General features: G+C 41.4%; 19 protein-coding genes. 5 read left to right on the forward strand and 14 right to left on the reverse strand.

Annotated features, from left to right (window positions below):
- Positions 1-71 precede the first annotated feature (71 nt).
- Positions 72-1,046, forward strand: coding sequence for a glycosyltransferase family 2 protein (locus MB380_RS03565; RefSeq protein WP_253533410.1), 975 nt, complete (start codon positions 72-74; stop codon positions 1,044-1,046).
- Here MB380_RS03565 and MB380_RS03570 read toward each other — a convergent pair.
- The 5 genes from MB380_RS03570 to MB380_RS03590 all read right to left on the reverse strand — a co-directional run bounded on the left by MB380_RS03570 (position 1,043) and on the right by MB380_RS03590 (position 5,247).
- Positions 1,043-2,365 (reverse strand): MFS transporter, encoded by a 1,323-nt coding sequence (locus MB380_RS03570; RefSeq protein WP_253533412.1) that lies wholly within the window; start codon positions 2,363-2,365, stop codon positions 1,043-1,045. The two genes, MB380_RS03565 and MB380_RS03570, sit on opposite strands and share 4 nt — an antisense overlap.
- A gap of 228 nt (positions 2,366-2,593) precedes the next feature.
- The gene (locus MB380_RS03575) at positions 2,594-3,832 is read right to left on the reverse strand and encodes an MFS transporter (RefSeq protein ID WP_253533414.1); all 1,239 of its coding nucleotides are present in this window, start codon (positions 3,830-3,832) and stop codon (positions 2,594-2,596) included.
- Positions 3,833-3,839: 7 nt separating this feature from the next.
- Positions 3,840-4,055, reverse strand: a complete 216-nt coding sequence (locus MB380_RS03580; RefSeq protein ID WP_101727320.1) for a hypothetical protein — start codon at positions 4,053-4,055, stop codon at positions 3,840-3,842.
- Positions 4,056-4,092: 37 nt separating this feature from the next.
- A complete protein-coding gene (locus tag MB380_RS03585; RefSeq protein WP_253533415.1) occupies positions 4,093-4,692 on the reverse strand; it encodes a TetR/AcrR family transcriptional regulator in 600 nt (199 codons plus the stop codon).
- 48 nt (positions 4,693-4,740) lie between these two features.
- The gene (locus MB380_RS03590; protein ID WP_253533417.1) at positions 4,741-5,247 is read right to left on the reverse strand and encodes a YdeI/OmpD-associated family protein; all 507 of its coding nucleotides are present in this window, start codon (positions 5,245-5,247) and stop codon (positions 4,741-4,743) included.
- A gap of 66 nt (positions 5,248-5,313) precedes the next feature.
- On the opposite strand from MB380_RS03590, the gene MB380_RS03595 reads away from it, so the two are divergent.
- Positions 5,314-7,074, forward strand: coding sequence for an ABC transporter ATP-binding protein (locus tag MB380_RS03595; RefSeq protein WP_253533419.1), 1,761 nt, complete (start codon positions 5,314-5,316; stop codon positions 7,072-7,074).
- Between the two features lie 81 nt (positions 7,075-7,155).
- Here MB380_RS03595 and MB380_RS03600 read toward each other — a convergent pair whose 3' ends face one another.
- Positions 7,156-7,347: a cold-shock protein gene (locus tag MB380_RS03600; protein ID WP_101727316.1), complete on the reverse strand. Its 192-nt coding sequence runs from the start codon at positions 7,345-7,347 to the stop codon at positions 7,156-7,158.
- Positions 7,348-7,572: 225 nt separating this feature from the next.
- On the opposite strand from MB380_RS03600, the gene MB380_RS03605 reads away from it, so the two are divergent.
- The gene (locus MB380_RS03605) at positions 7,573-10,356 is read left to right on the forward strand and encodes an outer membrane beta-barrel family protein (protein ID WP_253533421.1); all 2,784 of its coding nucleotides are present in this window, start codon (positions 7,573-7,575) and stop codon (positions 10,354-10,356) included.
- A 54-nt stretch (positions 10,357-10,410) separates the two neighbouring features.
- Here MB380_RS03605 and MB380_RS03610 read toward each other — a convergent pair whose 3' ends face one another.
- The 5 genes from MB380_RS03610 to MB380_RS03630 all read right to left on the reverse strand — a co-directional run bounded on the left by MB380_RS03610 (position 10,411) and on the right by MB380_RS03630 (position 14,830).
- Positions 10,411-10,638 (reverse strand): VF530 family DNA-binding protein, encoded by a 228-nt coding sequence (locus tag MB380_RS03610; RefSeq protein ID WP_253533423.1) that lies wholly within the window; start codon positions 10,636-10,638, stop codon positions 10,411-10,413.
- Positions 10,638-11,882, reverse strand: coding sequence for a DEAD/DEAH box helicase (locus MB380_RS03615; RefSeq protein ID WP_253533425.1), 1,245 nt, complete (start codon positions 11,880-11,882; stop codon positions 10,638-10,640). Before MB380_RS03615 ends, MB380_RS03610 begins: the two co-directional genes overlap by 1 nt.
- Complete coding sequence (locus MB380_RS03620; protein ID WP_101727312.1) at positions 11,879-12,229, reverse strand: RNA-binding protein; 351 nt, start codon at positions 12,227-12,229, stop codon at positions 11,879-11,881. The genes MB380_RS03615 and MB380_RS03620 overlap by 4 nt, the downstream gene beginning before the upstream one ends.
- Before the next feature lie 128 nt (positions 12,230-12,357).
- Positions 12,358-13,737, reverse strand: a complete 1,380-nt coding sequence (locus tag MB380_RS03625) for an HAD-IB family phosphatase (RefSeq protein ID WP_253533426.1) — start codon at positions 13,735-13,737, stop codon at positions 12,358-12,360.
- A gap of 349 nt (positions 13,738-14,086) precedes the next feature.
- Positions 14,087-14,830: a GLPGLI family protein gene (locus tag MB380_RS03630; RefSeq protein WP_253533428.1), complete on the reverse strand. Its 744-nt coding sequence runs from the start codon at positions 14,828-14,830 to the stop codon at positions 14,087-14,089.
- Between the two features lie 195 nt (positions 14,831-15,025).
- Between MB380_RS03630 and MB380_RS03635 the strand changes: the two genes are divergently transcribed.
- Positions 15,026-16,699 carry a cell wall metabolism sensor histidine kinase WalK gene (locus MB380_RS03635; RefSeq protein ID WP_253533430.1) on the forward strand — a complete coding sequence of 558 codons (1,674 nt, stop codon included), beginning with the start codon at positions 15,026-15,028 and terminating at the stop codon, positions 16,697-16,699.
- A 12-nt stretch (positions 16,700-16,711) separates the two neighbouring features.
- Positions 16,712-17,401 carry a response regulator transcription factor gene (locus MB380_RS03640; RefSeq protein ID WP_253533432.1) on the forward strand — a complete coding sequence of 230 codons (690 nt, stop codon included), beginning with the start codon at positions 16,712-16,714 and terminating at the stop codon, positions 17,399-17,401.
- Here the strand turns inward: MB380_RS03640 and MB380_RS03645 are convergent.
- Genes MB380_RS03645 through MB380_RS03655 form a run of 3 tightly spaced genes read right to left on the reverse strand, consistent with a single transcriptional unit; the run spans position 17,398 to position 19,915 of the window.
- A complete protein-coding gene (locus tag MB380_RS03645; protein ID WP_253533434.1) occupies positions 17,398-18,093 on the reverse strand; it encodes a response regulator transcription factor in 696 nt (231 codons plus the stop codon). The two genes, MB380_RS03640 and MB380_RS03645, sit on opposite strands and share 4 nt — an antisense overlap.
- The gene (locus tag MB380_RS03650; protein WP_253533435.1) at positions 18,048-19,769 is read right to left on the reverse strand and encodes a sodium:solute symporter; all 1,722 of its coding nucleotides are present in this window, start codon (positions 19,767-19,769) and stop codon (positions 18,048-18,050) included. Before MB380_RS03650 ends, MB380_RS03645 begins: the two co-directional genes overlap by 46 nt.
- Positions 19,766-19,915 carry a hypothetical protein gene (locus tag MB380_RS03655; RefSeq protein WP_253533445.1) on the reverse strand — a complete coding sequence of 50 codons (150 nt, stop codon included), beginning with the start codon at positions 19,913-19,915 and terminating at the stop codon, positions 19,766-19,768. The genes MB380_RS03650 and MB380_RS03655 overlap by 4 nt, the downstream gene beginning before the upstream one ends.
- Positions 19,916-19,926: the final 11 nt, after the last annotated feature.

Genomic DNA, 19,926 nt, shown 5'->3' on the forward strand with positions numbered 1-19,926 from the left:
CAAACAGAATGTAGCTTTTTTGCAGAAATATTATCGGCAACAGTTACTTCATAAATTTCTAATACCCCTGCATGTTAAGATATTCCGTTATTACGCCTGTTTATAACCGCCCTGATGAGGTAAAAGAATTGCTGGAAAGCCTTACCCGGCAGACCTACAAAAACTTTGAGGTAATAATAATTGAAGACGGCTCGACATTAAAATGCGATGAGGTATGCAGGAGTTTTGAAAACAGACTGGATATCCAATACTTTTTTAAGCCCAATTCAGGGCAGGGATTCTCTCGTAATTATGGGTTTGAAAGGGCCTCCGGCGATTACTTTGTGCAGCTAGATTCTGATGCCATTATACCTGACCGTTATTTTGAAGTGGTAGATACTACCCTGCAAAGCCAGTGGCTGGATGCCTATGGTGGGCCTGATGCAGCACATGAAAGCTTTACTGATATACAAAAGGCAATAAATTATGCCATGACCTCGGTATTTACAACAGGAGGCATACGAGGTAAAAAAAATAATGCCGGTGGGCAGTTTCACCCGCGCAGCTTCAATTTCGGTATCTCTCGTAAAGTATGGGAGGCTACCGGTGGATACACCATGACCCGCATGGCTGAAGACATTGAGTTCAGTATCAGAATCATCGAAAATGGCTTTAAAGTAGGGCTGATAGAAGAAGCATTCATTTACCATAAAAGACGCACCGACTTCGGGCAGTTTTATAAGCAACTGCACTTCTTCGGCCGTGGGCGTATCAATCTGGCGCGTATGTTTCCGTCAGAATTAAAGGCGGTTCATTTCTTCCCGGCAGTATTTACACTGGGTTGCCTTTCAATACCGTTGCAACTGGCTCTTAGCTTTATAATTCCTTTTTTTTGTTATACCTTTTGGCTTTCAGCGGGGGTACTGCTGCTTTACTTCTTACTCATATTTATTGATTCAACCCTGAAAAACAAAAGCCTGAAGGTTGGCCTGCTGAGTATTATTGCCTGTTTTATACAATTGTTTGCCTATGGTATAGGTTTTATGCAGGAGAAACGGAACAGCTAAGCATCGGCCAGATGCTTTTTCAGGTAACTCGTGCTTTTTGCAAAAGGACTAAGGCCGATATACAACAAAAGCGACGAAATAATGCAACCGCCAAACTGTGCAATAAAGATAGAATAATTGATTTTCTGAGGGTCGGCAAAAACCGTATCGTTGAAAAATCCTACCGATAAAGGCCCCAGACCCAGGCCAATCAGATTAACCACAAATAAGAAAAAGGCCGAAAAGATGGCTCTCATGTTATTGGGTACAATCTCTTGTATGGCCGCAGTAGCCGAGCCGTACGAAAAGGATGATGCAAAACAGAAAAGCGCAATAAATACCAGGGTTATATCAGGGTTGGCAAATAGTAAGCCGGCTGTTGAAATCACGGCCACCGACATACCCATAAAACTGGTTCTCATGCGTGCGGTAGCAATGCCCTTTTTAAGCAGGTGGTCGGCGTACCTTCCGCCCAGCACCACACCCAATGTAGAGAAAACACTTACCAGCACCCCAAAAGTTACCCCGGCCTTGGTGTCTGTCCAGCCATGTACCCGGTTCAGGAAAGTCGGAATCCAGTAGGTACCGGCAAAAGAAGCAAATGACATAAAGGCCATTCCGAAGTTCAGTGATAGAAAAGTAGATTTATTGGCTTTAAAATAGGCAATAATTTCACTAAAACTGGCCTTATTAGCAGACTCCTTACCGCTATCCAGTTCTTTGCGTTTCGGTTCTTTAATGGTTTGCAATAATAATACTATCAGAAAGCCCGGCAGGCCTATGTAAAAGAAAACCACCTGCCATGAGAAAATCTCGCCCACAAAAGGTAAGTGAATGTTCTCTTGCCCGACCATTGAGCGGATGGCCGCGCCTATCAGAATTGATAGCCCCGACCCCAGAAAAACACCCATGTTGTAAATGCCCAACGCAGTGCCCAGTTTTTTCTTGGGAAAATAGTCTGATATCATTGAGTATGCAGCCGGAGACAAGGCTGCTTCGCCAATACCCACGCCTACACGAGCCAGAAACAGCATGGAGAAACTACCTGCCACACCACATAAGGCTGTCATCAGGCTCCAGATGGCAATACCCCAGCCAATTATTTTCTTGCGGCTCATTCTATCGGCCATTACTCCGATAGGGATACCCAATACCGTGTAAAATAAGGCAAAGCTAAGCCCCATAAGCAGCCCCATCTGGGTATCAGAAATACCAAAAGATGCTTTTATGGGTTTTACCAGCAGCGCCAGAATCTGGCGGTCAATGAACGATGAAATATACGCAAGCAAAAGAATGCCCAATACATACCAGGCATAGCGGAGTGAAGGTTGCTCTTTCATAGATTGGCTATTGAAAAGAGAAAGGGTTAAGGTGATAGAATGGGAGGTAAGTTAAGTATAATTTGGTAAAATTGGTATTATTCTAATAAGTAATTTTACTTTTTATGGGTGGGTTGATATTGGTGGTTGAGAAGAAAGCTGAACGGATGACATAAAAGTATAAAAATAGTAAAGCCTGATGCGGAACAAATCAGCATCAGGCTTTAATGTATGGGTTATTTTTTAAGTTTATATAGTTTTATTTTTAGGGTCTATTTTGTGTTTCACTATTAGGTTTACTCTATAAACCAGCCAAATACATAAAAGAATTATAACGGCTGATATATAGCCTAGCACCGGGTAGTTTTCTAACGGACTGTATTTGTCTTTTTGCACAATAATGTAACCTGCAAATACAGAGGCAATGCCTCCGGCTATTTGCTGTAGCGAAGAGGTAATGCTCATAAACGCGCCTCTGTCCTGCATTTGTGGTATGGCTGTCATCAATGATGTTGATGGAATCATTCTTGACATAATGCCCGCAAACAGCAAAATATTGAGTATCAGTACCACCCAAAGCGGAACGGGTGTCAGATTCGTATAAATGATTATCATAACCATTGCCCATAATGAACCGATGGTAAATACCTTGAATTTATCAAACCTGTCGCTCAATCGCCCAACAATGGGCATTATGAATAATGAAGATATACCGGTTACCATAAACAGGATGGGCAGCTGGTCTTGCGAAAAATGAAGATTATTAATGGCAAAAGCACTGCCAAAAGGCATCATTAAAAACCCGCCTACCGAAAGCAGCGCCGTGCCCAGAAAAGCTACCTGATAGTTACTGGTAGCCAGCACATGGCGGAAGTGCTCATATACATTACGGTCGGTTTTTAATGCCAGGTGTTTGGTCAGTGGCTTAAGGCCTTTCAGTATGGCCAGGGCTATAATAACACTCAATAATACTATCATCAGAAAAGGCGCATGCCAGCCCCATATATTGGCAAAATACAGACCAATTGGAATACCCAGAACCTGACTGGCCGCAAAGCCCATCTGAACGGTGCCCATTACGCGGCCCCTTTGCTCAATCGTAAAAATGTCTGTTATAATTGCCAGACCAATAGAGCCTATTACCCCTCCAAACAGCCCTGTTATGATACGGGCTGCCACCAACAGATGGTAATTAGGCGCCAGACCACAAAACAACGTGCCGATAATGAAACCTGCATAAAAGAAGAGAAGCAGTTTTTTGCGGTCATATTTGTCGGCAAAACCAGCAGCCAGTAAGCCTGAAGCCCCTGCACTGAATGCATAGCTGGACACAGCAATGCCAAATTGACTTGGGGAAATATCTAATGACTTCATCAGAACGTCGCCCAGCGGAGACATGACCATGAAATCAAGTATAACCGTAAATTGTGTAATGGCAATAAGAGCGATGACTAGCTTCTGATACCCTGTGAATGTTGTTTTTTCCATTATTGGTTTAATTGTTTAACTCTTCACATTGGTACCCTAGTTGCCTGATTACCCCTATGAGCTCTTCCTGGCATAAGCCTGCTACTGATGCACGCAGCACACCGTCACAATCCTGATAATCAATAGACCATTTTTTAATTTCCGGAATTCCGTCAAGGGCAGGAGTAATAGCCTCTTTCATTTCAAGGCTCAATACATTTGTTTTTAGAATGAATATTTCCATTAAAATAGCTTTTTCTTTCTTATTTGCGTGTTGGGCTTCAGGTTTTATTTTGTTTCAGGGCTTTCATAACTACATCAAATGTCTGCCACATGAGTGCCTCAGAGAACTGAAAAGGTTTACCTGCCAGACTGATTCCTTCTGTATGGAACCGAATCAGGTTATAAAGTGGCGCATAAGCAATTGACCAGAACACTTCATTTTCCATAGGGCATAACTCCTGCCGGTCATTGGCATTCTGTAAGAAATTGCTCATGGCTTCAACAAAATCGGTACTTACGGCATTATAAACTTTGTCGCGGTAATGCGAGTGCCTGATTTGCTCCAGAAAAGTAGCCTTCAAAGGGTTACTTAACCAATATTCAGCTCTGTTGCGCCATTGTATTCTCATGCCGGCTTCAAAGTGCATATCAGAACTGAAATCTTTCAGCAACATGGTAGTTAACCGTTGGGTTTCTTCTGCGCCTAGCTGTACGAGCAAATCTTCTTTGTCTTTATAATAGATGTAAAGTGTGGCCGGAGAAACCCCGGCTAACTTGGCCAGTTTTTGCATACTAAAGCCGTCGAAGCCAAGTTTAACAATCATCTCTATGGCCTTTTCTTTAACTAGTTGCTCTTTATGTTCGTTGCGAGTTCTCATTTCAATACAAATGTAAGTGAATGTTCGTTCACTTATAGAGCAAAAAAATTATTTTTTATTTTTAAAATGCCTGATCATGCCGCCGTAGTCTAATTGCATGGCTAGTCCGGCCACAGCCTGCGTTATGCGTTTGGTCCTGGTTTCTACTGTTTTGGCTTCTTCAATCCATTTTGAGTAGTATTTCTGATGGCTGGGGGGTAGAGCATTAAATTTTTCCAATGCTTTCGGTTCGTCTTCCAGGCAGTCCATCAGGTCTGGCGATAAAACAAACTCACTTTCGTCCAGTTCAATGTCTACGTCAATCATGGCGCCTTCTCCTTTTCTGATACCTTTTCTGATACCCGCATTTATAGGAATAATAAAATCGCCTTCACCCATAGGCAGTAATGCCACTTGTTTTATCAGGTGCTGGTCTAGTTTGCCTTTTACCCTGAACGACGTACGCGTATCTGGTTTAATCTCATGGGCTATATGGGCAGGTATTAATATATACGTCCATCCGGTTTTCTCTCCCTGCTTATCAAATTTATGTATGGTTGTTTTAAAAGTAGGCATTGGTTTCTGAACGATTATGTATTTTTATGAGTTTAAATTTAAGAAACTGTTTGAAAATATATTTTAATGAGCGAACAAAATCCTTCAGGTGAAATTTTTGATTGGGCAGTTCTGAAAAGATTGTTTCAGTTTATTCGTCCTTATCAGTTTCGTTTTTTTACGCTTGTATTTGTCATTCTGGCAGGAGCCGCCCTGGCTCCGGCTATTCCGCTGTTAATCAGGCATACCATTGACGGCCCGGTTTCGGCAGGCAATTATACAGGTCTTGCAAAAATGATGCTGATTATGATTGCCGTATTGGTGGTGCAGTCGCTTATACAGTTTGTCAATACTTATCTGGCTGGGTGGCTTGGTCAGAATATCATCCGCGACATCCGGATACAGCTCTATCAGAAAATCATTCATTTGCGCCTTAAATTCTTTGATGATACGCCAATTGGCCGTCTGGTTACCCGTACAATTTCTGATATTGAAACCCTGGCTGATGTTTTCAGCGAAGGTATAGCGGCTATAGCCGGCGACATTCTGCAACTGGTGCTTATTATAACGGTAATGTTTTATACCGACTGGAAACTGTCGTTAATAAGCCTCAGTACTATTCCGCTCATGTTAATCAGTACTTATATTTTTAAGGAAAAAGTAAAAAAATCGTTTAATGTAGTGCGTAATGCAGTGGCCAGCCTCAATGCTTTCGTACAGGAGCATATAACAGGCATGAGCATTGTTCAGATTTTTAACTCAGAAAAAATAGAGTACAAAAAGTTTGTAGATATTAATAAAGAACACCGCGACGCCAATATAAAATCTATTATGTACTACTCGGTTTACTACCCGGTTGCTGAGGTTATTGCGGCATTGGGAACAGGCCTGGTTGTGTGGTTTGGCGCCAAACAGATGCTCAGCAGTGAGGTCAGCTATGGTACGGTAACGGCGTTCATTATGTTTATCAATATTTTTTTCAGGCCTATCAGGATGCTTGCCGACAGAATGAATACCCTGCAGATGGGTATTGTCAGCACCGACCGCATCATTAAACTACTTGATAGTGATGAATATACGTCAAATGAAGGTACATATACTACACATCTGAAAGGTGATGTGCAGTTCAAAGATGTGTGGTTTGCCTATAATCAGGAAAACTACGTGCTGAAAAACATATCGTTTCAGGTTAATCCCGGCGAAACTGTAGCTTTTGTGGGGGCAACCGGTGCAGGCAAATCATCTGTCATTAATTTGTTGTCGAGATTTTATGAAATTAATAAAGGAGAGATTCTGATTGATGGCGTTGATATTAAGGAATTTGAGTTGAAGCGCCTGCGCGAACAGATAGGTGTGGTTTTGCAGGATGTTTTCTTGTTTTCTGATACCATTGAGAAAAATATTACGCTGGGCGATACCAGTATTTCCAGAGAGAACATCATGGAGGCGGCCAGGCTGGTAGGGGTGCATGATTTTATTATGCAATTACCTGATAACTACGATTACAACGTACAGGAGCGCGGCGCTACGTTATCGGTAGGGCAGCGGCAGTTGATTTCATTCGTGAGGGCTATGGTGCAGAATCCGAAGATTATTGTTTTAGATGAGGCTACGTCGTCAGTAGACACTGAAACCGAAGAGCTGATACAGAACGCCATAGGGCAGTTAATGAAAGGCCGTACAGCCATTGTTATTGCCCACCGGTTAAGTACCATTCAGAAGGCTGATAAAATTATAGTTTTAGATAAGGGCCGTATAATGGAAGAAGGAAACCACGAAGAATTGCTTGAAAAAGACGGTTTTTATGCTAACCTGTATCGTATGCAATACAAAGAAATGCTTGTGTAACCGCATTGAGGTTAAGCTATAAAAGGAAAAAGCTCCCAATGCAATTGAGAGCTTTTTTGATAATTATATAGTTTGATATAATTATGCCAATTTCACGTTCACGGCGTTTAAACCTCTTTTACCTTCTTGGATTTCGAAAGTTACTTCGTCATCCTGGCGGATTTGGTCTTTTAATTCAGACACATGAACAAAAACCTCTTGATTGGTTCCATCTACTTTAATAAAACCATAACCTTTGGTTTCATTGAAAAACTTAACTGTTCCGTTAGACATTTTAAAAATTTGTATTTTGTACTTAAAGTACAAAGGTTATATTAATTATTGACAATAACAAGCAATGACCATTATTGTTACTGAATGGTTATAAACAAGGCTAATAGTTGGTACAAATTGTAACAAAAACACCCATTAACTTTAATTAACATTATTTCAATCTCCATTAACCTATGTTGAGCAGTGTGGTTTCTACTTTTGTTTCTGTAAAAATAAAAACCATTTATGAAAAAGCTCTTCATTTTTCTTCTTTTAGCAACACCAACGCTGGCGCAAAAAATTACCTTAAAGGGTCTGGTTACCGACTCAGCCTCGGCGCCTTTGCAGTTTGCCACGGTATTATTGCTAAGCCCTAAAGACTCATCGCTTATTAATTTTGCAAGAACCAACGATAAGGGACTTTTTGAACTTAAAAATCTGAAATCGGCCAATTACCTTTTTAAAATTACTTATGTAGGGCATAAGACCTTTTATAAACCTGTTGTACCCGGCGAGGCAACCGCCATAGATATGGGAACCATTAAACTGGAACCCATAAGCCGTGAGCTGGCCGAAATAACCATTAAAGGCGAAAAAGCGCCGGTGAGTATAAAAGGAGATACTGTTGAATTTAATGCCGACTCGTTTAAGGTTAAGCCCAACTCGGTTGTGGAAGACCTGCTGAAGAAATTACCAGGTGTTGAAGTGGAAAAAGACGGCACCGTGAAAGCCCAGGGTGAAACCGTAAGGCGTATAACCGTAGACGGAAAAGAATTTTTTGGACGCGACCCTAAAATGGCCACCAAAAACCTGCCTGCCGATGCCATAGATAAGGTGCAACTGTATGACAAACGCTCGGACCAGTCTGATTTTACAGGTATAGACGATGGACAACGTGAAAAGAACATTAATCTGAAACTGAAAGAAGACCGCAAAAAAGGCGCTTTTGGTAGTATTACTGCTGGCGGTGGGCTCGACGAGCGCTACACAGGCCGCCTGAGTATTAACCGGTTCAATAAAGATAAACAGTTGTCTGTACTGGCAATGGGCAATAATGTAAATCAGCAGGGTTTTTCTATCAATGATTATATGAATTTCTCGGGCGATTTGATGCGAATGATGGGCGGAAGAGCAGGAGGCGGGCAGCTTCGTCTGGATTTAAGCAGCGGCCAGGATGGCGGGCTACCGCTTAATTTTGGTAACAGGCAGAATGGTTTTGTAAGAAACTGGGCCGGAGGTCTGAATTTTAATAATCCACTAAACAAGAAAACAGAAGTAAACGGCAGCTATATGTTCAATAACATTAATCAGTTAATTGACAGGAATATAAGCCGCCGAAACTTTTTGCCAAACGGCGACAATTACCTGTCGTTGCAGAACAGTACCCAGAATACGTTGAACGATAACCACCGTCTGAACTTTACTCTCGACCAGAAGCTGGATTCTATGAACTCGCTGAAGTGGTCTTCTTATATTAATTATAACCGCACAAATGCCAGTAATTACAGTATAAGCCAGTCGCTTAACAGTAGCAATGTGCCAGAGAACGAAGGTGCACGAAATAACAGCGGAAGTAACGAAGGGCTAAGTGTAAACACTAATTTGCTGATGCGCCATAAGTTTAATAAAAAAGGACGGACATTATCAGGCAATCTTAATTTTCAGGTTAATAACTCTGATGGTGACGGTGAGTTAGATGCCCGGAACAAATATTATTCTGATGGCAATCTTACCCGAACCGAGAACATCAGGCAAAACAGTGTACGCAAGGCAGACCGGACTAATTACGGGCTAACTGCCGCTTATACCGAACCATTGGGCAGGAAGAAATACCTGGAAATAAACTACGCATTCCAGAAAAATGATTACTTATCTGATGCCCTTGTGAACGATATTAAAGATGGTATACCGGTTTACAACAAACAGTTGAGTAACAAATTTGAAAGTAATTTTATCTATAACCGGGTAGGAACCAATTTCAGATTTGTTGAGAAAAAATATAATTTCTCAACAGGGCTGAGTTTTCAACACGCCAATTTGCGGGGTAAAATGCTGTTGCTTGATGATGATATTTCAAGAAATTTCAGGAATGTGCTACCCAATTTGCACTTCAGCTATGATTTTCAACAAAGCCAGCGCCTGCGATTTGACTACGAAACCAACCTGCAGGAGCCTGGTATAGCACAATTGGCACCGATTACTGATAACCGGGACCCCCTGAATATTTATGTGGGTAATCCGAATCTGAAACCAGAGTACTCGCATAGATTGGGCCTCAATTATATGTCGTTCAATCAATTGAGCTTTACCAATTTCTTTGTGGCCGCCAACCTGATTTATACTACCAATAAAATAAATAATGCGCAGGAAATCAGCACATCGTTTGTGCAGACCTCTCGCCCGGTTAATGTGGATGATGACTACCTGTTAACAGGAAACATTAATTACGGTTTCCGTATCAGACCCGTTAAACTTAGAGTTGATTTAAATGAAAGGGTAATGATGAACAGAGGTATTAACTACATTAACCAGCAGGAGAACCGCACGAAAGGTTTGCAGCTGAACACCAGCGTAAGATTGAGTTATCAACAAGATAAATTTGATATGTCGGCTGAAGCGCGGGTAGGGTATAATCAGACTCATTATTCAGTAAATAACCAGATGAATCAGGATTATTTCAATAATGTTTTCTCAACCGACATGAACTGGACCATCACCAAAAACCTGATATTCAGTACAGATTTCGACTATAATACTTATAAAGGACTTGCAGGTGGGTTTAATCAGAATATCCCGCTGTGGGGCATGTCTGTTTCTACCTACTTTCTAAAAAACAGACGCGGAGAATTAAAGTTATCAGTTAACGACTTGCTGAATCGTAACACGGGCATCAGCCGGACGGCCCAGTTGAACTTTGTGCAGGACGAGCGCATCACTACTCTCGGCCGTTACTTCTTGCTAAGTTTTACTTACACTTTAAAAGGATTAAACCCTGCACAAAGCGGGGGGGTGAGAATAATCTCAAGATAATATAGTTTGATTTTTTTTAGTTTGTTAGCAATAGGCAGCCCTGCTTTGGGTTGCCTATCTTTTTTGGTCGTCAAGCATTCTGATATACAGGTCTTCTACTTTTTTTCTGGCCCAGGGCGTTTTTCGGAGAAACGTAAGGCTTGATTTAATGCTTGGGTTGTTTATAAAACAGTTGACACGTACATGATAGGCCATCTGGTCCCAGCCATGATAATCAACCAGTTCGTTCAGAATCCTCTCAAGGGTTTTGCCATGTAGCGGATTATTGGGCTGTTCAAGCATCACTTTTTACCTTTACTTTTTTTACGTTTCATTTCTTCAAACTGCTCAGCTTCTTTCAGTAAGGCCTTTAAATCAGCGGCAGTTACATCTTTCGAGAAATCTTTGGTAGCTGCATATTCCAATTTATCTAATTCCATTACCTGCACAGGTTTGTTTAAGAAGGCTTCAATTTCGGCCAGAATGGGTTTTTCTTCTGCACTGCAAAAAGAAAGCGCATTGCCTTTTTGTGTACCTCGGCCTGTGCGCCCAACCCTGTGTACGTAGTTTTCGGGTACGTCGGGCAGGTCATAGTTTATTACATAATCAACATTGGGTATATCAATGCCTCTGGCGCTTACATCTGTGGCTATCAGTAGTTTGGTTTCTCCGGTTCTGAAATTCCCCAGCACTTTCAGCCGGTCTTGTTGTTCTTTATCGCCATGCAGGGTTTCGGCTTTTATGCCAACCCGCTCCATAGCAGCAAGTACACGCTCTGCTCTTACTTTGGTACGTACAAATACCAGAATTTTGCTTTCCGGATGCTCATTCACCATGCGTTCAAGAAAGAAACGTTTGTCGTCCATTTCTACAAAAATCACGGCATGCTGAATGTTCTTGGCCACTTTATCGTTGGGCGATATTTGAATACGGATGGCATTATGCACCAGCGAATAAGCCAGCTTTTTAATGGTTTCGTTAATAGTGGCCGAGAAGAAGAGTGTCTGCCGCTTGCGTGGAAGAAAGCGGATTACATCCTGAATGTCTTTAATGAAGCCCAGGTCAAGCATGTGGTCGGCTTCGTCAAGTATCAGAATCTCCACATGGTTCAGTTTCAGATGCCCCTGGCTTACCAGGTCAAACATACGGCCGGGTGTGGCTACCAGAATATCAATGCCTTTTTCGAGTTTTAAAATCTGAGGGTCTTGTTCAACACCACCAAAAAGAGAGAATGTTTTTACTTTTGTTCCCTGGCCAATTTTTTGAAAGACCTCGGTTATTTGTATAGCCAGCTCACGGGTGGGTACCATCACCAGACAGCGGATGGCGTCAGCCCTTGCGCTTTTCTTGGTGTCGTTTACAAGGTGTAATACCGGAATAGCAAAAGCTGCGGTTTTGCCCGTGCCCGTTTGTGCAATGGCAAGCACATCTTCTCCGCGTAAAATGGGCGTTATAGATTTATACTGGATATCCGTAGGCTTTTTAAAGCCCAGTTTTTCCAGATTCTGCTTTATTTCCGGAGCTATTCGGTATTCTTCAAATTTCATTTTTTGTTTCGTTTATCATACCCTTTGCCAATACCTCTGAACGACCGCTCGGTGGTTGCCTTGCCCAAATGGTTTATCTTGAAGTTTTTAACCGGCTTTGGTACCTCTTTCTTTGCCGACAGGCCCACTTCTATTACCCGGCCCATCAGTTCGGTGCCATTCAGTTCATGAATAGCGTTTCTCACGGCATCCTCGTCAGGCATATCCACAAAACCAAAGCCTTTATTTTGCCTGGTAGCTTTATCTTTAACTATTTTTACTGAGGTTACTTCTCCATATTTCTCAAATAAGGCTCTCAGTTCTTTCTCTTTCAGTTTGAAAGGAATACTCCCCACAAAAATATCCATTGTCAGGTAATTATGATTGAGGTGTAAAATTACGAATTTAAAACTGAAAAGCAGAAACAGGACGGAAAAGGAGTGAAGAATACTTAAAAGAGCCGAAAAAAAGCGGGAAGAATTCTCCCCGCCGGCATTTAAAGGGCTACTTCAAGTAGTTTGTTGAATGATGGCTCAGATATAATAATATCGGCATGATGGTTTACGAGGTCATCTTTAGAGCAAAAGGCAATGCCCAACCCGGCTTCTTTTATCATCCACAAATCGTTCATGCTGTCGCCTATGGCAATGCAGTTTTGCATTTGTATGTGGTGTTTCTCCAGTATGGTTATTAGTGCATTGGTTTTGCAGATGGTCAGGCGATTTACACTCTTTGCATTATTGAACAGGTAAGAAGGTATTTTTACTTCGCCGGTAGCAATGCCCTTAGAAAACTCCAGTTCATTGCCAATTGAGAAGTCCATGCCCAGTTTGTTTTTTATATGGTTGGTTACAAAATCATAGCTGTCAGAAATGATTCCTATAAAGTACCCCCTTTCTTTCAGCGCTTCAATTACTTCTTTTGTGCCTGGTACAATGGGTATTTCATCTAATACCTGTATCAGTTCACCATAATTACGCCCTTTTAAAAGCATGGCCACTCTTTTGGTAATAATTACAGGGTCTGTTTCTGAAGACCTTATTTGCATCAGCTCATCTTTAAAACGGAATTTGTCTGCACATGAATCAATAAAACGCCCCAGCAACAATGTGTTGTCCATATCAAAAACAACCATTTTCTTTAGTTTTCTGAACTGGCTTTCCAACGAAACTTCCATCTGCGAGCGGATTTCTGTAATTGTGCCCAACTCTTCAAAATTAAAGTTTGAGTTATTGCTTGATGCCGCTTTTGAGATAATGGTCTGTGCTACCTCCTTACTCATTTTGCCCAATGCCTGCCAGGGCTTGCTTTTGTTCTCTATGTAACCAATCTGCACTTCTTTCATGCGGGCATTCATCAGGTGCATGTCTATCAGTATGCCAATATCAACACCGTAATCGTCTCTGAAATCAATTTGCTGCAAAAGACTTTTGCGGCTGGCAATCATTCCGCTAAGGGGTTGGCTGAAACGGAGCAGGTCCGGAAAAAATATGCTAAGCAAAGGTTTAGCTACCAGCTCGGTTACTCTGCCTGCATTGCGGTTAAATGACGACTTGGCAAAGTCTACTTCTCCTTGCAGGATAGGTTCTGTTAAAAGCCGGATGGTATGATGCGGGTAAGGATTAATATCGCCGTCCAAAAAAACAAGGATGTCATTTTGTGCAAACAGGGCGCCTTCTCTCATTGATGCCCCTTTGCCTAATTTTGTGCTTGTAAGTACTTTGGCGCCATGCTTCTGGGCTATGGGTACGGTTTTATCCAGCGACTTGTCGTCAATCACCAGCACTTCACTTACATGAGGCTGGCTTGCAGCAAAATCAACAACGCTTCCAATTGTTTCTTCTTCATTCAACGTGGGTATAATAACTGAAATCATAATCTTTGAAGGTTTTTGATTGAACAATTCTATACTGCCTATTAAAAAGTAACCCCCAAAAGGCCGCTCTTGTTACCTTTCAGTGTGTTTCTTGCTTTGAATGAAGAAAATCAGAATAATAAAAAACTAATGCTAAATAAGAAAGGGGGTTGGCTTAATAGGTTGGTTGTGAGGTTTTTATGAAGTATTTGGGCTGCCGGAGTTAACATGACAGGCAGCCCGATTAATTTTTCCTTAAGAATGACCACGCACCCAGATATACAAGTATGGCTGTTGCAGCTTTTTTAGAGCAACAAGGTAAAATCGTCTTTAAAGCACAAAAGAGACAAGTGCCTCCTTTGTGTAATTATTAGTTGTTTCTGATAATAAACCTGGCACCATTAGCGCCGGGTTGCATGCCCATTTCTTTCATGTAATCGTCGCGAATTTTCTTAAACTCCCTGGCAGTAACTTTTTTGCCTCCTGATGGTGTTTTTATTTCATTGGTAAGTTTTTTCAACTCTACTTTTTTGGCTGTTATAATGGTGCTGCCTTCGTTCAGGTTCACTTCAAGAATGGTACCGGGCAGGCCGTAGAAATTCTGTGGGCCTGCAGGGCTTATCAGGCTTTCGGTATACCAGGCTACTACATCCTGCCTTGCCTCTTCATTATAAAAAGATGCTTTTTTGCAGGTGTAATCCAGTATTTTTTTGGTTTCGTCATGAAACCTCCACGGATTGGTCTTCAGAGAGTCTTCTATTCTGAATTTCTTTCCTGCAAAATCGGTAACAGTAATGAACTGCGACACCTCAAAGTCGCGGTACAAGTCTAATTGCGGACGCGTAAAGCGCATTGTCACATTGCTGCCACCTACCGAACTGTTAACCTCGTCAGTGTCTTCGTCAATATTGGTATAGAACGATTTTACAGGTGTAAAGTACAACCGGTTTTTACTGGTTCTGAACTCGGGTATCATGCTTTTTATAGACTCCTGGTCTTTACCTATGCTTTTGTGCATATTTACCTTGAATTCGTAGTCTATGATACCTTCCTGTAATTGTGCCATAGTTAAATGGCTGATAATCAGTGTAATAAATAAGAATAACTTTTTCATCTGATTGATTTTGAAATGGTTTCAGCAAAAGTAGATTGTATGCACCTGACCAGAGGTTAATCATTATTGAAATAATGTTAATTAAGGTTAAAAAATAGACAGGAAACCAAAATTGTGGATTAATTTTGATTTTATAAACACAGCAAATCACTACACAAAAAGATTAAAGTACGCATTAACTAACCATTACAGACTTTGGGCACCGGAATAAAAAGCAGAACACAATTTGTATTGATATGCGTAAGCTTATTGGTGCTCACGCTGTTTAATGTTTTCTGGCTAAAACAGAACTACAACGAGCAGAAACGAAATCTGCAGAAAGATATCACCAATAATTTTGAGAAAACTGTCTCTGCCATGCAGGATTCTCTGATTAAGAGACAGGTTGACTCTTCATTGAAATTGAATGTTAATAAAAAATTATTGCCGGATAAAAGAAAAACTAAATATAAAAGGCCTATGAAAAAGGCCTCTGATTCGGTCTTTGATGAAATAAAAAGTATTTATCTGAGTGGCAGGCAAAACCCTTCAGGGTTAATACCCGGCGAGGCAAGAAGACCAAACACAATGAGCATCTATACCAGGGAAATGAATGCATTTGACTCTGTTGGCCGGGATATGCTGATAAAGATGATACACTCAATAAAACTGGATTCAAGCCGCAGGAACATCAGAATACAGTTTAAGTCAGACTCTACCATGACAATGAATCTGCCGAGTAATGCGTTTAACGCGCAACCAAAACGAGTGATGTTTGTTTCGGGTGTGAAGTATGATTCAGTTATTACAAAAGAAAAAGTGAATTTGAGCCGCATCTATATAAAACCCAACACCCCCCGGAAAAAGAAAGCCAGCCAGCCACCCAATGTAATAATCAATCTGCTGACTGATACACTTAAAACTAAGGAGATAACCGCCAGATACAAAACGAGATTATTAAAGCAGCAAATTACGCTGCCTTTTAAAGTGGAAGTGGCTCAGAGGTCAAAGGCTGACACGACGGCTGAAATCAGAGCTGGCGTTCCTTTTGGCAGCCTGCTATATCAGGCTAACTTTGCCGATGCCCATTGGTACCTGACTCAACAGATTTTTCCTCAGATACTTTTCTCTTTGTTTCTGATAACTATTACCGGTCTCTCATTCTGGCTTATTTACAGAAATCTTCAAAAGCAAAACCGCCTGACAGCCCTGAAAAACGATTTTGTAAGCAACATAACCCATGAACTGAAAACCCCTATTGCCACCGTAAGCGTAGCCATTGAGGCCCTGAGTAACTTTAATGTGTTGCAGAACCCGACCCAGACGAAGGAATACCTCGAAATCTCAAAAAATGAGTTGAACCGGCTATCAATATTAGTTGACAAGGTTTTGAAAATGAGTGTTTTTGAGCAGAAAGAACTGGTGCTAAATACTGATACCGTTAATTTCAGAAGTCTGGTTGAAAGTGTATTGTCTACCATGAAACTACAATTTGAAAAATGCCGGGCGCATGTGAATTTTGATTTACTTGGGGAACAATTTGAAATAACGGGCGATTCAATTCACCTTACCAACGTGGTTTATAACCTGCTTGAGAACGCCCTTAAGTATAGCGCTGACCCCCAGATAAATGTACTGTTGCAGGCCAGTGACCAGCAACTGCAACTAAGTATAAAAGACAACGGCATTGGTATTTCAGAGGAGTTTCTGCCTAAGATTTTCGACAAGTTTTTCAGAGTACCCACCGGTAATGTGCATAATATTAAAGGCTATGGCCTTGGGCTTAGTTATGTAAAAAATGTAGTAGAGCGCCACAATGGCACCATTAAAGTAAACAGCAAAAAAGATGAGGGCAGTACTTTTATACTGGCACTACCACTAAAGGTTTAATCGGATTCAGCTATGGCAACCAAAATATTATATGTAGAAGACGAACCCTTTCTGGGTAAGATAGTGAAGGAAAGCCTTGAAAGCCGAGACTTTGAGGTAAAAATGGTAACAGACGGTAGTCTGGTATTAAAGGCATTTGACCACTTTAAACCGGATATTTGTGTACTTGATGTAATGCTGCCCAATAAAGACGGGTACACGCTGGGCGCAGAAATAAGGGCTATAAAACCTACCATACCTATTATATTTCTGACTGCCAAGACACAGACAGATGATGTGCTAAAGGGTTTCCAGTCAGGCGGTAATGACTACATCCGTAAGCCATTCAGTATGGAAGAGCTGATTGTGAGAATCAATAATCTGCTTGCCTTGTCTCTTTCTAAAGCTGTTACACCACAGGGAAGCATCCATCTGGGCAAGTTTGAGTTTTTCCCTCATAAGTATGAATTAAGAACTCATGATAATTGCCGGAAGCTCTCTTACCGGGAAACAGAATTGCTGAAGATTTTCTCTGAAAACAGAAATTTTACGGTGAGCAGAAAAGAAATACTTTTAAAGATCTGGGGAGATGATTCGTTCTTTAATTCTCGCAACCTTGATGTGTATATCACCAAACTACGCGACTACCTGAAAGAAGACGAAACCATTGAACTAATGACAATAAAAGGTGTAGGGTACCATTTTACTACACCTGTGGCTTAGTCTTCTTTCAGCACATAGCCCATGCCTGTTTTGGTATGTATCAGCTTGGGCTCAAAGTCTTTGTCTATTTTTTTACGCAGAAAATTAATGTACACCTCAATTACGTTCAGGCTGTTTTCGGCATTGTTGCCATCCCAAATTTTCTCGGCAATTTCAGCTTTTGAAACCACCTTGCCCTTGTTTCGTATCAGGTATTCCAACAAAGAAAACTCTTTGGGTGTCAGTTCAATTTTCGTATTCTGTCTTGAAGCCGTCTTGCTTTCCAGATTAATCTCCAGGTCGGCAATTTTCAGCATATTAGAGGCATTGGCTTCACTTTCAGCATGGGCTCTTTTCAGAAACACATTTACACGAGCCAGCAATTCACGGTATTCAAAGGGTTTTACGATGTAATCATCTGCGCCCTTTTCAAAGCCCAGTATCTTGTCGTCAGTTTCGCCAAGGGCAGTCAGCATAATAATTGGTATCTGGCTGTCTTTTTCGCGTATTCTGGCACAAACCTCATAGCCATTCATTACAGGTAAATTGACATCCAGAATAATGAGGTCATATTTACCGCTTGACGCCAGCCGAAGGCCTATCTGTCCATCAAAGGCTACAGAGGTGTCAAAATCTTTCTCTGCCAGCCCCTTGCTTATATTTTCAGCTAGGCGTTGGTCGTCTTCGACAATGAGTATTCGCTTTTTTTCCATAAGTTTTGAATCATCCACGCTATACCAATGACCAGAAAACAGCCAATGGGATTAAACCAAAGGTAGGCAATCCATTCTTTTTTCAATATTACCTGCGGAATACCGATTCCGAGAATAATTGCCTGGCTGATTACTGCCCCCCAGAAGGTAGCAGTGCCACCAATGTTTTTGAAATAGAATGCTACCAGAAAAACACCAAGTATAATACCATAGAACAATGAGCCTAATACGTTAACAACCTCAATCATATTGCCCAGTTCGCTGGCATACTGTGCAACAAATATACAAAAAATACCCCATAATACTGTTGAAACCTTTGATGCCCTCAATTCTGCTTTCTCGGTGGGGGGTGTTTTGGCGTATTTCCGGTATACGTCTACTACCGTGGTAGCTGCCATTGAGTTATAAGCCGATGCAATAGAACCCATAGATGCCGCAAAAATAACGGCAATAAGCAGGCCGATAAGGCCATGCGGCAGGTAATCCAGAACAAAGCGCAGAAAAACAAAGTCGCGGTCGTTGGTAATACCGTTTGGATTGTTTTTCTTTATTAAACCCACCACCTTCGATTTTATGTCTTTACTAAGCGAGTCTGATTCTTTCAGGGAGGCCTTGTAAACTAATAGCTGCTGGTCGTTGGCGTCGCCCATTCTGGCCAGTAATTGCTGTTTTTTTTCAGAAATAACGGCATGTTCTTTTTCCAATGCCTGCAACTGCGGGGCGTATTGGCTGGCACGGAGTTTATCAACCTCTACCTTGTTAAAAAAAACCGGAGACGTATTAAATTGGTAAAACACAAAAACCAGAACCCCAACCAGCAAAATGAAAAACTGCATGGGTACTTTCAACAGGCCGTTCATTACTAAACCCAGGCGGCTCTGGGTGATAGACTCTCCGGTTAAATATCTGCCTACCTGCGACTGGTCGGTGCCGAAGTAAGAAAGCTGCAGAAAAAATCCACCGATTAAACCTGACCATAAATTGTATCGGTCTTTCGGGTTAAACTCAAAAGAAACCATGTTCATGTGGCCGGATTTACCCGCAATTTTAAGCGCTTTTACCAGGCCTATGTTTTCAGGCAGCATCTGCAAAACAATGACTCCAGCCAGAAACATGGCTACAGTAATTACAAGCATTTGCTGCACATGGGTATATGAAATAGCCTTGGTGCCACCAATTACGGAATACGTTAGTACCAGCCCACCCATAATGATGTTGGTCCAGACAATATCCCATCTGAAAATGGTTGATAAAATAATTGCCGGAGCATAAATGGATATACCGGTTGAAAGGCTACGCTGTATCAGAAACAAAAAGGCCGTAAAAATGCGAACCTTTCCATCAAAGCGGTGTTCAAGATACTCATAAGCTGTGTAGACTTTCAGCCGATGAAAAATTGGTATAAACGTTATACAAAGCACAATCATTGCCAATGGCAATCCGAAGTAAAACTGCACAAACCGCATGCCGTCGTCAAAGCCCTGCCCAGTGGTAGAAAGAAACGTAATGGCACTGGCCTGCGTAGCCATAACCGAGAGACCAACATGATACCAGGGTAACGACTGGTTGCCCAGCAGGTATCCTTCAATATCTTTATCGCGGTGGCTTTTATAGACACCATATACTATAATAAAAAGAAGCGTTACGGTTAAAAAAATCCAGTCCAGGTTAGTCATGCAAAATAGGTAGTAAAAAAGTAGAAAAGGATAATAGTCATAAAAAGCATACCAGCTACCACAATATAAACATTTCGCCAGGTACCAAGAATGGGCGAATGCATATCATCCTCTCCGATAGGCATGTCAGGTTCTTGTTTCATCATTTTATTTATAG

It is taken from the genome of Emticicia sp. 21SJ11W-3, assembly GCF_024138715.1.
GTDB classification, from domain to species: domain Bacteria; phylum Bacteroidota; class Bacteroidia; order Cytophagales; family Spirosomataceae; genus Emticicia; species Emticicia fluvialis.

Bases quoted from the DNA above. Each gene is read 5' to 3' on its own strand.
- MB380_RS03585 (WP_253533415.1), bottom strand. From the start codon at position 4,692: ATGAGAACTCGCAACGAACATAAAGAGCAACTAGTTAAAGAAAAGGCC.
- MB380_RS03615 (WP_253533425.1), bottom strand. From the start codon at position 11,882: ATGAAATTTGAAGAATACCGAATAGCTCCGGAAATAAAGCAGAATCTG.
- MB380_RS03605 (WP_253533421.1), top strand. From the start codon at position 7,573: ATGAAAAAGCTCTTCATTTTTCTTCTTTTAGCAACACCAACGCTGGCG.
- MB380_RS03620 (WP_101727312.1), bottom strand. From the start codon at position 12,229: ATGGATATTTTTGTGGGGAGTATTCCTTTCAAACTGAAAGAGAAAGAA.
- MB380_RS03600 (WP_101727316.1), bottom strand. From the start codon at position 7,347: ATGTCTAACGGAACAGTTAAGTTTTTCAATGAAACCAAAGGTTATGGT.
- MB380_RS03610 (WP_253533423.1), bottom strand. From the start codon at position 10,638: ATGCTTGAACAGCCCAATAATCCGCTACATGGCAAAACCCTTGAGAGG.
- MB380_RS03630 (WP_253533428.1), bottom strand. From the start codon at position 14,830: ATGAAAAAGTTATTCTTATTTATTACACTGATTATCAGCCATTTAACT.
- MB380_RS03590 (WP_253533417.1), bottom strand. From the start codon at position 5,247: ATGCCTACTTTTAAAACAACCATACATAAATTTGATAAGCAGGGAGAG.
- MB380_RS03565 (WP_253533410.1), top strand. From the start codon at position 72: ATGTTAAGATATTCCGTTATTACGCCTGTTTATAACCGCCCTGATGAG.
- MB380_RS03640 (WP_253533432.1), top strand. From the start codon at position 16,712: ATGGCAACCAAAATATTATATGTAGAAGACGAACCCTTTCTGGGTAAG.
- MB380_RS03625 (WP_253533426.1), bottom strand. From the start codon at position 13,737: ATGATTTCAGTTATTATACCCACGTTGAATGAAGAAGAAACAATTGGA.
- MB380_RS03595 (WP_253533419.1), top strand. From the start codon at position 5,314: ATGAGCGAACAAAATCCTTCAGGTGAAATTTTTGATTGGGCAGTTCTG.
- MB380_RS03580 (WP_101727320.1), bottom strand. From the start codon at position 4,055: ATGGAAATATTCATTCTAAAAACAAATGTATTGAGCCTTGAAATGAAA.
- MB380_RS03655 (WP_253533445.1), bottom strand. From the start codon at position 19,915: ATGATGAAACAAGAACCTGACATGCCTATCGGAGAGGATGATATGCAT.
- MB380_RS03645 (WP_253533434.1), bottom strand. From the start codon at position 18,093: ATGGAAAAAAAGCGAATACTCATTGTCGAAGACGACCAACGCCTAGCT.
- MB380_RS03650 (WP_253533435.1), bottom strand. From the start codon at position 19,769: ATGACTAACCTGGACTGGATTTTTTTAACCGTAACGCTTCTTTTTATT.
- MB380_RS03575 (WP_253533414.1), bottom strand. From the start codon at position 3,832: ATGGAAAAAACAACATTCACAGGGTATCAGAAGCTAGTCATCGCTCTT.
- MB380_RS03570 (WP_253533412.1), bottom strand. From the start codon at position 2,365: ATGAAAGAGCAACCTTCACTCCGCTATGCCTGGTATGTATTGGGCATT.